Annotated in this window: 10 protein-coding genes; 4 read left to right on the top strand and 6 right to left on the bottom strand. The window is 60.2% G+C overall.

What is annotated here, in order from left to right; genetic code table 11:
- Positions 1–30: 30 nt before the first annotated feature.
- From ACM6IN_RS25495 to ACM6IN_RS25480, 4 genes are all read right to left on the bottom strand, one after another.
- On the bottom strand, positions 31–1,701 hold the full coding sequence (locus ACM6IN_RS25495) for a protein kinase domain-containing protein (protein ID WP_414916903.1): 1,671 nt from the start codon (positions 1,699–1,701) through the stop codon (positions 31–33).
- Between the two features lie 7 nt (positions 1,702–1,708).
- A complete protein-coding gene (locus ACM6IN_RS25490; RefSeq protein ID WP_095111816.1) occupies positions 1,709–2,920 on the bottom strand; it encodes a nitrate/nitrite transporter in 1,212 nt (403 codons plus the stop codon).
- Between the two features lie 450 nt (positions 2,921–3,370).
- The gene (locus tag ACM6IN_RS25485; protein WP_007916390.1) at positions 3,371–3,946 is read right to left on the bottom strand and encodes an ANTAR domain-containing response regulator; all 576 of its coding nucleotides are present in this window, start codon (positions 3,944–3,946) and stop codon (positions 3,371–3,373) included.
- A 15-nt stretch (positions 3,947–3,961) separates the two neighbouring features.
- Positions 3,962–5,173, bottom strand: a complete 1,212-nt coding sequence (locus ACM6IN_RS25480) for a CmpA/NrtA family ABC transporter substrate-binding protein (protein ID WP_007916383.1) — start codon at positions 5,171–5,173, stop codon at positions 3,962–3,964.
- 223 nt (positions 5,174–5,396) lie between these two features.
- Here ACM6IN_RS25480 and ACM6IN_RS25475 point away from each other — a divergent pair, with 223 nt between their 5' ends.
- Positions 5,397–6,416, top strand: a complete 1,020-nt coding sequence (locus ACM6IN_RS25475) for a quinone-dependent dihydroorotate dehydrogenase (RefSeq protein WP_007916374.1) — start codon at positions 5,397–5,399, stop codon at positions 6,414–6,416.
- A 256-nt stretch (positions 6,417–6,672) separates the two neighbouring features.
- Here ACM6IN_RS25475 and rmf read toward each other — a convergent pair whose 3' ends face one another.
- Positions 6,673–6,888 carry a ribosome modulation factor gene (gene rmf, locus ACM6IN_RS25470; RefSeq protein WP_003223300.1) on the bottom strand — a complete coding sequence of 72 codons (216 nt, stop codon included), beginning with the start codon at positions 6,886–6,888 and terminating at the stop codon, positions 6,673–6,675.
- 532 nt (positions 6,889–7,420) lie between these two features.
- Here rmf and rlmKL point away from each other — a divergent pair.
- On the top strand, positions 7,421–9,691 hold the full coding sequence (gene rlmKL, locus ACM6IN_RS25465; protein ID WP_414916902.1) for a bifunctional 23S rRNA (guanine(2069)-N(7))-methyltransferase RlmK/23S rRNA (guanine(2445)-N(2))-methyltransferase RlmL: 2,271 nt from the start codon (positions 7,421–7,423) through the stop codon (positions 9,689–9,691).
- Positions 9,692–9,836: 145 nt separating this feature from the next.
- Positions 9,837–12,218 carry a diguanylate cyclase gene (locus ACM6IN_RS25460; protein ID WP_414916901.1) on the top strand — a complete coding sequence of 794 codons (2,382 nt, stop codon included), beginning with the start codon at positions 9,837–9,839 and terminating at the stop codon, positions 12,216–12,218.
- Positions 12,219–12,354: 136 nt separating this feature from the next.
- Here the strand turns inward: ACM6IN_RS25460 and dacB are convergent, their stop codons facing one another.
- A complete protein-coding gene (gene dacB, locus ACM6IN_RS25455; RefSeq protein WP_007916366.1) occupies positions 12,355–13,815 on the bottom strand; it encodes a D-alanyl-D-alanine carboxypeptidase/D-alanyl-D-alanine-endopeptidase in 1,461 nt (486 codons plus the stop codon).
- A 234-nt stretch (positions 13,816–14,049) separates the two neighbouring features.
- Here dacB and ACM6IN_RS25450 point away from each other — a divergent pair, with 234 nt between their 5' ends.
- Positions 14,050–14,394: a YggL family protein gene (locus ACM6IN_RS25450; protein ID WP_414916900.1), complete on the top strand. Its 345-nt coding sequence runs from the start codon at positions 14,050–14,052 to the stop codon at positions 14,392–14,394.
- Positions 14,395–14,636 lie beyond the last annotated feature (242 nt).

Below are 14,636 nucleotides of genomic sequence, written 5' to 3'. Positions count from 1 at the left end.
GAGCCTGCTCGCGATGGCCGCGACGCGGTGTCAGTGATGAAACAACAAAACCAGAAGCACCAGATTCCCGAGCAACGCCAGCAATGCCATCGTCCGCCAGACCTTCAGCGGCTCCCGCTCCAATAACGGTCGAGGCCGCACACTCAAACTCTGCCGCTCGCCCTGTTCCAGCACCAACAACCACTCTTCAGCCGTTTCAAACCGTTGTTGCGGATCCGCCGCCACGCCACGCTGCAGACTCTGCGCCAACCATTCCGGCAGATCAGGCCGATAGCGACTGGCAATCACCGGCAGACCAAATCGCGGCCGTTGAAACGCTTCAATCTCGCCATAAGGAAAATGCCCGGTAAGCAGGAAATACAGGGTCACGCCGACTGCATACAAATCCTGCTGCGCACTCGGCGGATCACCGCGAAACGCTTCCGGGGCGATGTAACTTGGGGTTCCGGGCAGCGTTGACGGCGCGTCTTCGGACAAGCCCGGGCAATACGCCAAGCCAAAATCCAGCAGGCGTAACTCGCCGTCGTCACCCCAATGCAGGTTTTCCGGTTTGATGTCCCGGTGCAGAATCTGCCGCCGATGCAAAAGCCCCACCGCGCGCAGCAGGCGCTCGGCGATATCCTGCCATTGCGCCAGCGGCAATGGGCCGGACTGCTGAAACAACTGAGCCAGCGTTGTCCCGGAATATTCGCGCATCACGTAGTACAAATGCTGACGCTGCTGGCAGGCATGGACTTCAGGAAAGTGCCGGCCGGCCACGCGTTTGAGGAACCATTCCTCGGACAGCAGCGCTTGCCCGGCGCGAGGATCATCGCTGGAGCGCGACGGCAGGGTTTTCAACAGCCATGCCTGGCCTTGTCCATCGACAACCCGATACAGCAGCGATTGCTGACTCTGAGCGACAATCCCCTGCACCTGCCAGCCTTCGAAGGATTGGCCAGGTTTCAGCGGCGGCGGCAGGGGCCATTGCTGCAAATAAATCAATGCATCGCCGATATTCGCTTCACCCAGTGCATCGACGCGCACTAGCAATGCACTGGCATTGTCCTGACTCCCCGCCAGATGCGCGGCATTGACCAGCGTCTGCGCGGCGCTGTGCAGATCCGGCTGATCACGCAGAATCGCGGCAATCGCGGTATCGCCCAGCGTCGACCAGACTCCGTCACTGAGCAGCACAAAGCTTTCACCGTCACGCAGCTCACCGTCGAGGAAATCCAGCACCAGATGCTGATCCAGCCCCAATGCACGCTTGAGCACATGCTGCATGCCCGGCTGCTCCCAGACATGATCCTCCGAGATCCGCTGCAAACTATCGTCGTGCCAGCGATACACCCGGCAATCGCCGACGTGGGCGAGGGTAAAACGCCGACCGCGCATGACCAAAGCACTGACGGTGGTGAGCAAGGGTTGGCCACCGCCATTGGCCTGCAACCAGCGATTTTGCGCGAGCAGCAGTCGGTCCAGTGCCTGCGCCACGCTCCAGGTTTCCGGTGTGGCGTAGTAGTCGAGCGCCAGCGCCTGCAAGGTCGAACGCGCAGCCAGTCCGCCATCGGCACACTGGCTGACGCCATCAGCGATAGCGAACAGATAGCCCTTGCTCGCCGCCAGCGCCGGAGCGGGCGTGACCAAGCGCAAAGCGTCCTGATTCTCCGCACGCGGGCCGGTGGCGCTGGCTTCGGCAAAACTCAGTTGCAGGGCCATCGACGCTTCAGACCCGCGCCGCCGTCACCGCCGCCGAACCCCAGGTGGTTCTCCAGCGACGCTTGACGCCGTGCAGGCCAAACCACGCCAACACGCCGAGGCTGGCGAACAACCACAGGGCCAGTTGATAACTGCCGGTGCTCTGTTTGATCGCGCCCATGCCGGCGGCCAAGGCAAAACCGCCGATGCCGCCGGCCATGCCGATCAGTCCGGTCATGACGCCGATTTCCAAGCGAAAACGCTGCGGCACCAGTTGGAACACCGCGCCGTTGCCTGCCCCTAAACCGAGCATGGTGCAGACGAAAAGTGCCAGCGCCGCGTAGGAACTCGGCAGGTTGAAACCGACCGCGGCGATGCAGACGGCGGCGACGGTGTACATCGCCAGCAGTGTGCGGATACCGCCAAAGCGATCAGCCAGTGCGCCACCCAGCGGTCGCATCAAACTGCCGCCGAACACGCAGGCGGCGGTGTAGTAACCGGCCGTCACCGGACTCAGACCGTATTGATCGTTGAAATAGCCGGGTAGGGCGCTGGCCAGACCGATGAAGCCGCCGAAGGTCACGCTGTAGAAAAACATGAACCACCAGCTATCGCGGTCGCCCAAGGCTTTGAAGTAGTCAGCCATGGCTTTGGCTTTCGGCCGCTCAGGGGCGTTTTTTGCCAGCCAGGCGAACAATACCAACGTCAGGATCAACGGAATCAACGCGAAGCCGAAGACATTGCTCCAGCCGAACGCAGCCGCCAGTACCGGAGCGAGCAGTGCGGCAAATACGGTGCCCGAGTTGCCCGCACCGGCGATGCCCATGGCTTTGCCCTGATGCTGCGGCGGGTACCACTGCGACGCCAGTGGCAGAGCGACGGCAAACGATGCGCCAGCCATGCCGAGGAACAGGCCGAGTATCAGCGCCTGCTCGTAGCTATGAATGCCGATTTTCCAGGCACCGAACAGTGCGCAGATCACGATGACCTGGCCGATCAGCCCAGCGGTTTTCGGCGATAGCCGATCGGCGAGCATGCCCATCACAAAGCGCAGCACCGCGCCAGCGAGGATCGGCGTGGCGACGACGAGGCCACGTTGTTGTGTGGTCAGGTGCAGGTCGGCGGCAATCTGCACCGCCAGCGGGCCGAGCAGGTACCAGACCATGAAACTCAGGTCGAAATAGAGGAAGGCCGCGAACAGAGTCGGGGTGTGGCCGGATTTCCAGAAGCTTGAATTCATCGCGCACCTCAGCTGAAAAGAGTCTCGAAAGGAGTCATGCAACAGCAGGTGGGGCGCCGCCACGGCCGCACCACCGACCCCGGGCTGTGGGGCCAAAACGCAAAAACGCCGCTACCTGATGCGCCGGTTGGGGCGAACGGGTGAGCGACGTCTTTGTCGTGGGTGGGGCAACCGCCGTTGGTTACCTGTGCGTTTTACTTAGCGAGATTTGTGCCAACAGGCGGAAAATCAAAAGCCCCTCACCCTAGCCCTCTCCCAGAGGGAGAGGGGACTGATTGGGGGATGCTCGAGAAGTACGCCGACCTGTGATTTTCTGCTGTGAATCCATAATCGACTCGGTCTTTCAGGTCGATGTTTGACGCCAGACACCTAGGTCAGTCCCCTCTCCCTATGGGCGGTCCGACGTTTCGGGAGGGCTAGGGTGAGGGGCTTTTCAAGCGTTCAGTACTTTCAGCCAAGCAACTCACTCATCGCAATAATCTGCTCCGCCACCTGAATCAGCTTTTGCTGCCGGCTCATCGCCTGGCGCCGCATCAGGGTGTAAGCCTCTTCCTCATTGCAGTCCTTCATCTTCATCAGCAACCCCTTGGCCAGCTCGATGCGCTTACGCTCAGCCAGTTGCTGATCACGCGCCTGCAACTGCGCCCGCAAGGCCTGATCACTCTCGAAGCGCGCCATTGCTACATCGAGAATCGGCTGCAGACGCTGTGCATGAATGCCTTCAACGATGTAGGCGCTGACCCCGGACTTGATTGCCTGGCGCATCACACCCGGATCATGCTCATCGGTAAACATCACAATTGGCCGTGGCTGGTCGCGGCTGACCAGCACGACTTGCTCCATGACATCGCGGCTCGGTGACTCGGTATCGATCAGGATTACGTCCGGGCGCACCGTTTCGACGCGCGCGGGCAGGTCGATGGTCAGGCCGGACTCGTCGATCACCTCGAAACCGGCTTCAGTCAGCGCGGCTTTCAGGCGACCGACTTTTTTCGCCGTGTCATTGATCAGCAGAATGCGCAACATGTTCGCGGTCTCCTGTCAGCGGCGGGCGAGAAGGGGAGCGTCGTCGTTCAACGCATGCAGTTTGAAGCTGCGCGCGTAAGCGGCCGGGTCGCTGCCGTCCCAGATTTTGCCGTCGAGCAACTGGCTGCTGCGCATGTCGGTGCCCCACGCCGCCACGCCGACAGCGGTGGCGGCGTCGCGGTAGATATCCAGTTGCTGAACCTGGCGGGCGACGGCGAGGTAATCCGGATCTTCGCGCAGCAGCCCCCAGCGGCGGAACTGGGTCATGAACCACATACCGTCCGACAGATACGGCAGATTCACCTCGCCGTTGCCGTGAAAACGCAGCGCGTGCGGATCCTGCCAGCGATTGCCAAGGCCATCGGCATAGTCACCGAGAAAACGCGGCTCAATGCACGAAAGCGGAGCGTCCAGATATTCCGGCGCGCTGAGCAACTGCGCGGTGCTGCGGCGGTTTTCCGGACTTTCTTCGATAAAGCGACTGGCTTCAAGGATCGCCATCACCAGCGCCCGTGCCGTGTTCGGATACTGCTCGACAAATTCACGGGTGCAACCAAGGACTTTTTCCGGGTGATCGGGCCAGATGGTCTGACTGGTCGCGAGCGTAAAACCAAGATCCTGCTGCACCGCGCTGGCCGCCCATGGTTCGCCGACGCAAAAACCATCGATGCGTCCGGCTTGCAGATGCGCAACCATTTGCGGCGGCGGCACCACCACGCTGTCGACATCCTGTAACGGATGAATGCCCTGACTCGCCAGCCAGTAATACAGCCACATCGCATGAGTGCCAGTGGGAAAGGTCTGGGCGAAGGTGAGTTTTGCGCGGCTTTGGTGCACGTGGCGGTCCAGCGCTTCAGGACTGGTCACACCAATGTTCTGCAGGCCGTGGGACAGGTTGAGACTTTGACCGTTTTGGTTCAGCCCCATCAACACCGCCATGTCGCTCGACGCCCCACCGCCAATGCCCAGATGCACGGCGTAGATCAGACCGTACAGACTGTGGGCAGCATCCAGTTCACCGCTGACCAGTTTGTCGCGCAGGTTGGCCCAGGAGCTTTGGCGCTTGAGATTCAGGGTCAGCCCGTAAGGCTGGGCAAAGCCTTGTGTGGCAGCAACGACAACCGATGCGCAGTCGCTCAACGCCATGAAACCGAGGTTGATTGCAGTCTTTTCCGGAGCATCGCTGCCATTGACCCAGGCCAGTGGCCCTACCGAAGGTTCATTCATACACCGCCACCTCGAAAAAAAACGCCGCCGCGGACTTTGCGCAGGCAAAACCCGGGACGACGCCATTGTCCTTGCCCGCCTGCCGTCATTGGCCTGCGCGCTGATAGTCAAGGAGGGTGCAAGGCATATGCCACTGCCAGTGATTTGCGCGTGCGCCTCGCGCGGCAGGTCGATGCCCGGCTATAATCGCCGCCTCTTTTCGCCGCCCGAGTCATTGCCGCCCATGTATTCCCTGGCCCGTCAGCTGTTGTTCAAACTTTCCCCGGAAACCTCCCACGATCTGTCGCTGGATCTGATCGGCGCGGGTGGGCGTTTGGGCCTCAACGGCTTGCTGTGCAAGGCGCCGGCGAAGAAACCGGTGACGGTCATGGGCCTCGAGTTTCCGAACCCGGTAGGTCTGGCGGCCGGTCTGGACAAGAATGGCGCGGCCATCGACGGTTTCGCACAGCTGGGTTTCGGTTTTGTTGAAATCGGCACCGTGACCCCGCGTCCGCAGCCGGGCAACCCGAAACCACGGATTTTCCGCTTGCCGGAAGCCGAGGCGATCATCAACCGCATGGGTTTCAACAACCTCGGTGTCGATAACCTGCTGGCGCGTGTGGCCGCAGCGAAATACAAAGGCGTGCTGGGCATCAATATCGGCAAGAACTTCGATACCCCGGTTGAACGCGCGGTCGACGACTACCTGATCTGCCTGGACAAGGTTTATGCCCACGCCAGCTACGTCACGGTCAACGTCAGCTCGCCGAACACCCCGGGCCTGCGCAGCCTGCAGTTCGGCGATTCGCTCAAGCAATTGCTCGCGGATCTGGCCACGCGCCGTGCCGAACTGGCCCTGCGTCACGGCAAGCATGTGCCGCTGGCGATCAAGATCGCGCCGGACATGACCGATGAAGAAACTGCGCAGGTCGCCCAGGCGTTAATCGAAACCGGCATGGACGCGGTGATCGCGACCAACACCACCCTCAGCCGTGTTGGCGTTGAAGGCATGGAGCATGGCGACGAGGCAGGCGGTTTGTCTGGCGCGCCGGTGCGTGAGAAGAGTACGAATACCGTGAAGGTGCTGGCCAGTGAATTGGCGGGGCGGTTGCCGATCATTGCGGCTGGCGGGATTACCGAAGGCAAGCATGCGGCGGAGAAGATTCTCGCCGGTGCGAGCCTGGTGCAGATCTACTCCGGCTTCATCTATAAGGGCCCGGCGCTGATTCGCGAATCGGTAGACGCGATCGCCGCCTTGCGCTGATCCATAGACACCACTGTTCCCTTGTAGGAGTGAGCCTGCTCGCGATAGCTTTCTTTCGGTCACTTCATCAGCGACTGACAGACCGCTATCGCGAGCAGGCTCACTCCTACAGGTTTTGTGTATGGCACAGATAATGTGACAGGCATAAAAAAGGGCTCCTCGAAGGAGCCCCTGGGCCGCAGCCCGCCGTCCGGGAAGGACGTGCATGGTAAGTCGTTACAAATTCAGATTGTCGTGTCGGAATAAGTGCCCTGTGTCAGCCGACGGCGTGAAGTTCGTTGAGTCTGTGGATTCCCGCAGTGCCGGTCATACCGTCCCAGTTGTCGCCGCGTCCTTCTCGCCAGCCGTTAATCCAGGCTTGACGTACCGACGGTAGAGTAAATGGGCAAAGCTCACGGGATTTGCCACCAACGCCATATTGATATCCGCGCAAAAATGCTCTTTCCAACGGATCACGCTTAAGTCTTCTCATAGGGTGTTTCCCTCACTTGTTGACTGTTTTGTATCGCGTTGACCTCAACTGAGGTCTGGCAGAAAAAACCTGCCATGGTGCGGCTCGCTGCCGGCGTGGCGAGCCAAGGTGTTGACGCCGTTGCGACGTCAACCTGTGTTCAGTTCTAACCAATGAGTCACACCGAGGGAATGATCGTTTTGTCATAAGGACGTAACGAAATTAGTGCTACAGCCATAAGTAACGACGGGTTTCATGCACGGTTTTTCAGCAAACCCCGGTATGATCGGCCCCGCGCTGGATGATGGGGTTAATTCTTTAGTGAGAATGACCCACGTTTGCGCTGGGGTATAAAGCGACGAAGGGTCGCTTTAAGACTTTTTGTTTCATCAACTTTTTTATCTGTCCCGGCATCTAAGCTCTTTTAACCCGAGCAGCGGGGATGGAACGGCACACCTTCGTGCCACGCGGGCGCTCTTTTAGAAAAGCGCCTGATTGAAAACCGGATCGGCAATGCGTTGCCGATTCACTAGCCAAAGGCTCTGGAAATACCATGTCCGACCGTTTCGAACTCTTCCTCACTTGCCCTAAAGGCCTTGAAGGCCTGCTCATCGAGGAAGCCGTCGGGCTTGGCCTTGAAGAAGCGCGCGAGCACACTTCCGCCGTGCGTGGCATGGCGACCATGGAAACCGCTTATCGCCTGTGCCTCTGGTCGCGTCTGGCCAACCGCGTGCTGCTGGTGCTCAAGCGTTTCCCGATGAAAGACGCTGAAGACCTCTACCACGGTGTGCTCGACATCGACTGGCAGGATCACATGCTCAGCGATGGCACCCTGGCTGTTGAATTCAGTGGCCATGGCTCGGGTATCGACAACACCCACTTCGGCGCCTTGAAAGTCAAAGACGCCATCGTCGACAAACTGCGCACCCCACAGGGCGACCGTCCGTCGATCGACAAGCTCAACCCGGACCTGCGCATTCACCTGCGTCTGGATCGCGGCGAAGCGATTCTTTCCCTTGATCTGTCCGGCCACAGCCTGCATCAGCGCGGTTACCGTCTGCAGCAGGGCGCTGCACCGTTGAAGGAAAACCTCGCGGCGGCGATTCTGATCCGTTCCGGCTGGCCGCGCATTGCTGCCGAAGGCGGCGCGCTGGCTGACCCGATGTGCGGTGTCGGTACGTTCCTCGTCGAAGCCGGCATGATTGCCGCCGACATGGCGCCGAACCTGCGTCGTGAGCAGTGGGGCTTTACCGCGTGGCTCGGTCACGTGCCGGCACTGTGGAAAAAACTCCATGAAGAGGCCGTCGAGCGTGCCGCTGCCGGTCTGGCCAAGCCACCGTTGTGGATTCGTGGCTACGAAGCTGATCCGCGTCTGATTCAACCGGGCCGCAACAACGTTGAACGCGCCGGCCTGAGCGAGTGGATCAAGATCTACCAGGGCGAAGTGGCGACTTTCGAGCCGCGTCCGGATCAGAACCAGAAAGGTCTGGTGATCTGCAACCCACCGTACGGCGAGCGTCTCGGTGACGAAGCCAGCCTGTTGTATCTCTACCAGAACCTCGGCGAGCGTCTGCGTCAGGCCTGCCTGAACTGGGAAGCGGCGGTGTTCACCGGCGCGCCGGATCTGGGCAAGCGCATGGGTATCCGCAGCCACAAACAGTATTCGTTCTGGAATGGCGCGCTGCCGTGCAAACTGCTGTTGATCAAAGTGCTGCCGGATCAGTTCGTCACTGGCGAGCGTCGCACTCCGGAACAGCGTCAGGCCGAGCGCGAGCAAGCCGCTTACGATCAGACCCCGGACGAGCCGCAAGAACGCAAGTTCAACAAGAACGGCAACCCGATCAAACCGACGCCGGCTCAGGCGCCAGTGATCGAGCAGCCGCGCTTGAGCGAAGGCGGGCAGATGTTTGCCAACCGTCTGCAAAAAAACCTCAAGGCCATGGGCAAGTGGGTCAAGCGCGAAGGCATTGATTGCTACCGTGTCTACGATGCCGACATGCCCGAGTACGCGATGGCGATCGACCTGTACCACGATTGGGTGCACGTTCAGGAATACGCTGCGCCGAAGTCCATCGATCCGGAAAAAGCCTCGGCGCGCATGTTCGATGCCTTGGCCGCCATTCCGCAGGCGCTGAACGTCGACAAGAGCCGCGTGGTGGTCAAACGCCGCGAACGCCAGAGCGGCACCAAGCAGTACGAGCGTCAGGCTGCGCAAGGCAAGTTCAATGAAGTCAGCGAGGGCGGCGTGAAGTTGCTGGTCAACCTCACCGACTACCTCGACACCGGTCTGTTCCTCGACCACCGGCCAATGCGCATGCGTATTCAGAAAGAGGCCGCCGGCAAGCGCTTCCTCAATCTGTTCTGCTACACCGCGACCGCCAGCGTGCACGCGGCCAAGGGCGGCGCGCGCAGTACCACCAGCGTTGACCTGTCGAAAACCTACCTCGACTGGGCGCGTCGCAACCTGTCGTTGAACGGTTTCTCCGACAAGAACCGTCTGGAGCAGGGCGATGTGATGGCGTGGCTGGAGAGCAGCCGCGACGAGTACGACCTGATCTTCATCGATCCGCCGACCTTCTCCAACTCCAAGCGCATGGAAGGCATCTTCGACGTGCAGCGTGATCAGGTGCAGTTGATCGACCTGGCCATGGCGCGTCTGGCGCCGGGCGGTGTGCTGTATTTCTCCAACAACTTCCGCAAGTTCCAGTTGGAAGAAAACCTCGCCGAGCGTTACGCGGTCGAGGAAATCAGCGCGCAGACCATCGATCCGGATTTCGCCCGTAACACCAAGATCCACCGCGCCTGGAAAATCACGGCTCGTTGACGCTTTGCGCAATTGGATCCACAGAGCCTTGATTTTTAAAGGCTCCGTGGATCTGCCCGCGCTAGCTAAATTAGTGGCTAATAGCTATAACTCACACACGGTCAATGGGGTTTTCCCGTAAATGCTGGCGTAGTGAGTTGTCCTTATGTCGTTGCACCCCGTGCGCCCAAAGATTCTGGGTTTTATCAGCGAAGACGTCTCGGCCTGGCTGGTCGCGGTGCTGGTATTGCTCGCCGGCGGGATTCTCACGGGGCTGCTCGCCTGGGCCACCCTCAATCAGTTTCAGCAACAAACCCGCCAGCGTTTTCAGCTGCTGACCAACGAACGTTACACCCGCATCGAAGAACGCTTTCAGGACCAGGAGCAACGCCTCGACGGCCTGCGCCGCTTCTTCGCCAACTCTGAATCGGTGTCCCGCACCGAATTCGACGGTTACACCCAACCCTTATTGATGCGTACCCAGGCCTATTCGTTTGCCCTCAAGGTCAATGGAGCCGAGCGCGCCGCATTCGAGCAGCGGGTGCGTGATGAAGGCCTGAGTAACTTCACCTTGCGTGAACTGAATGCCCAAGGCGAGCTGCAACTGGCTGGCGTGCGCGATGAATACGTGCCGGTGCTCTACAGCCAGACGCAAAGCCGGCTCGGCTCACCGTTGGGTTATGACCTGCTCGCGCAACCCTTGCGTCGTGACACCCTGCAACGGGCCGACAAGCTCGGCGGACTGGCGGTGTCGCAACCGATGCACCTAGTCAGCATTGAGCCGTCCTACGCGCGCGGCGTGCTGCTGGTGGCGCCCGTGAGTCACAGTGGCGAGCAGCAATCCTTTGGCTACGTCATGGCGGTGATCAGCATGCGTCAGTTGCTGGCCGACGGTTTGCCGGACGCTTTCCATGACTATCTGTCGGTGCGCATTCTCGACATGTCGACCAATGATCAGCACGAAGTATTGTTCGAGTCGACCAACGAGCCGGCGCCGAGCGACCTGTCGGCCACGCGGTTACTGCGCATGGCCGATCACGACTATCAGGTCGATATCTTGCCGAGCGACGCCTTCGCACAGGCAAATCATTCGTCGGTCGGCAGCGTAATCATCCTCGGTGGCTTGCTCAGTCTGCTGCTCAGCGCCTTGCTCTACGTGTTGGTCAGTCAGCGTCAGCGCGCCTTGCGCATGGTCGAACTGCGCACCCAGGAGCTGCACGCCAGCGAACAGGAATTGCGCGGCACCCACGGTCAGTTGCGCGGCGTGTTGAATGCGGCGACGCAGGTGGCGATCATCGCCACCGACTTGCGCGGGGTGATCAACACCTTCAACCCCGGCGCCGAACAAATGCTCGGCTACAGCAGCGCCGATGTCGTCGGGCACATGACCCTGGAAAACCTGCATCTGCCCCGAGAACTGACAGCCCGCGCCGCCGAGCTAAGTGCGCGTTACGGTAAAAGCATCCCGACCTGCCACGCGATGTTGGTCGAGGGCGGCGAAGTCGGTGGCCACGAGGCTCGCGAATGGACGCTGGTACGCAGCGATGGCAGCCATATTCCGGTGAACATGCTGGCCACCCCAGTGCTCGATGAGCAGGGTTTGTGGGTCGGACATCTGGCGATCTGCATCGACATCACCGAGCGCAAGCGCGTGCACGAGGTGCTGGCGGCGCGGGACGTGTTGCTGAAGAAACTCAGCGCGCATGTGCCCGGCGGCATCTATCAGTTCAAGATGGAATTCGATGGGCGCTTCAGTGTGATCTACGCCAGCGACGGCATCCGCGAGATCTACGAACTGGAGCCGGACGTGCTGCTGTTCAACGCCGAGGCGATCTTCACGCGCATTCATCCACAGGACGTCACCCGTGTGCGCTCTTCCATTCGCGCTTCGGCCGACAGCCTCAGCCCGTGGCGCGAAGAATACCGCGTGCAATTGCCCGAGCGCGGCTTGCGCTGGGTGCGCGGCGAAGCGACGCCGGAAGAACTGCCGGGCGGCGGCGTGCTGTGGCATGGCTATATTTCGGATATTTCCGACCTGAAACGTGTGGAAGAAGAATTGCGCGCGCTGTCGGTGACCGATTCGCTGACTGGTATCCACAACCGCCGCTATTTCCAGGAACGCCTGACCACGGAAATGGCCCGGGTCGAGCGCGGCGGGGGCGAACTGTCGGTGATTATGCTCGACATCGACCATTTCAAACGTATCAACGATCAGTACGGTCACGCTGTGGGCGACCGGGTGCTGCAAGCGGTGTGCGAGCGCATCGGCCATCGTCTGCGGCGTACCGATGTGTTCTGTCGGTTGGGCGGCGAAGAGTTCATGGTGCTGTGCCCGGACATCGACGGCGAACACGCGTACATGTTGGCGGTTGAGTTGTGGCAGGGCTTGCGCAGTGCGCCGGTGGATGTGGTCGGCGTGGTCACCGCGAGTTTCGGTATCGCCAGTTGGCGACCGGGGGAGGGCGCGGATGCGCTGTTGCTGCGGGCGGATTCGGGTGTGTATATGGCAAAGCAGCGCGGGCGTGATCGTGTCGAGCAGATGAGCTGACTTCAATACAGCGCAACCCTGTGGGAGCTGGCTTGCCAGCGATAGCGTCATTTCAGTCAGCATATTCAGTGACTGACATTCTGCAATCGCTGGCAAGCCAGCTCCCACAGGTTTTTGTGGTGTTGCTTGAACTGCGTTACAAAACCGAAGCGGTCTGCGCCAGTTTCGGCTGTTTGTACAGATCCAGCAGCACCTGATCCAGCACCGACGATGCACCAAACGGCGCCTTGTCGTTGAGGATCGCTACCACCGCCCAGGTATTGCCATTCACGTCGCGGCTGAAACCGGCAATCGCCCGCACGGTGTTCAAAGTACCGGTCTTGACGTGCGCCTCACCGCGCATCGCCGTGGTCTTCAGACGCTTGCGCATGGTGCCGTCGGTGCCGGCGATCGGCAGCGAGCTGATGTACTCGGCGGCATACGGGCTGTGCCACGCCGCTTGCAGCATGCTCGCCATCTCGCGGGCGCTGACCCGTTCTGCGCGAGACAAACCGGAGCCGTTTTCCATCACCAGATGCGGTGCAGTGATGCCTTTCTTCGCCATCCACTGACGCACTACGCGCTGCGCTGCCTTGGCGTCATCCCCGTCGGCGTCGTTGCGGAAGCGCTGGCCGAGGCTGAGGAACAGCTGCTGGGCCATGGTGTTGTTACTGTATTTGTTGATGTCGCGGATGATCTCCGCCAGATCTGGCGAGTAGGCACGAGCCAGCAGTTTGGCGTTGCCCGGTGTCGAGGCCAGACGATCCTTGCCTTGAATGCTGCCGCCCAGCTCTTTCCAGATCGCGCGCACTGCGCCGGCGGTGTAAGTCGCGTGGTCGAGCAGCGACAGATAAGTCTGCGAACTGCAGCCTTCGCCCAACTGGCCGGCCACGGTCACGGTCACGCTGCCATCGGCTTGCGGCACGGGGTTGTAGCGCACGCCGCCGGTGCATTGCTTGGAGGGCAACGCCTTGACGGTGTTTTCGATGCGTACGCTGGCGATTGGCGGCTCAACCGAGATAAGCACCCGGCCGTTATCGTTGCGGGCAACAAATCGCAGGGCTTTGAGGTTGACCAGCAACGAATCGGGTTTGACCAGGAACGGCTTGTTCTCGTCATTGCCGTCATCGTTGAATTCCGGCAGCACTGGCTGCACGAAGAAGTTGCGGTCGAGCACCAGATCACCGGTGATCTGCGTCACGCCGTTGGCGCGCAGGTCGCGCATCAGCAGCCAGAGTTTTTCCATGTTCAGTTTCGGATCGCCGCCACCCTTGAGGTAGAGGTTGCCGTTGAGAATGCCACCGTTGAGGTCACCGTCGGTGTAGAACTCGGTCTTCCACTGATGGTTCGGGCCGAGCATTTCCAGCGCCGCGTAGGTAGTCACCAGTTTCATGGTCGAGGCCGGGTTGACCGACACGTCGGCGTTGAACACGGTCGGCGTGCCCGGGCCGTCGAGCGGCACCATCACCAGCGACAGGGCGCTGGGCTGCAATTTGCTCGCCTTGAGGGCTTTTTCGACATTCGGGGTGAGGGAGGTGTTGATGGTGGCAGCAGAAACATTCAGGGCCAGTGGCAGAAGAAGGCCGGCGAGAAACAGTGGACGCAACGATTTGATCATATGAAATAAAACCCTACAGCCGAGGGGAAAAAAGACGAGGACATGGATGAAAAGGTCCTCAGTGGTCACGAAAGTGTCGGCATTATGCCCCAAGGTGTAACCGATTGTGCCGTCCTCGGGGTGGCGATTCGTTGATTTTTTTACAGACGGTCGGCCGCTGTGTCCAGAGAGGCGGGCAATCGATTGCTTAAACTGGTAAAGTGCCCGCCGTATTTACTTAAGAGGATTGTTCCAATGGCGACTAACCGTTCCCAGCGTCTGCGCAAAAAACTGTGCGTTGATGAATTTCAAGAGCTGGGTTTCGAACTGAACCTGGACTTCAAAGAAGACTTGTCCGAAGAAGCCATTGACGCTTTCCTCGAAGCATTCATCAAAGAAGCCATGGAAGCCAACGGTCTGGGTTATGTTGGCGGCGACGACTTCGGTCTGGTATGCCTGCAGAAGCGTGGCTCGGTCAACCAAGAGCAGCGCGCTGCCGTTGAAGCCTGGCTGAAAACCCGCTCCGAGCTGACCAAGTATGAAGTCAGCCCGTTGCTGGACGTTTGGTATCCGGAAAAGCCGATCAACGCGGCTAAGTGATACTGAAAAAAACGGCGACCTGAGGGTCGCCGTTTTTTTTCGTCTGGTGTTTGGGGGTTCGGTTTGGGATTTGCGGTGAGTCTACCCCTCATCGGAACGCCGCCCGCCCAGCCCTCTCCCCCTGGAGAGGGAGCCGACTTGTGGGCTTTTCAAAGCCTGAGTTCAACTCGGTATCCCACGTCGGCGTATGTCTTCCAAACACCTCGGTCAGTCCCTCTCTCTCGGGGAGAGGGTTAGGGTGA

This window comes from Pseudomonas sp. IT-P395 (genome assembly GCF_949767675.1).
In the GTDB taxonomy this organism is placed as follows: Bacteria; Pseudomonadota; Gammaproteobacteria; order Pseudomonadales; family Pseudomonadaceae; genus Aquipseudomonas.
This window is presented reverse-complemented; position numbering and strand designations above follow the sequence as displayed.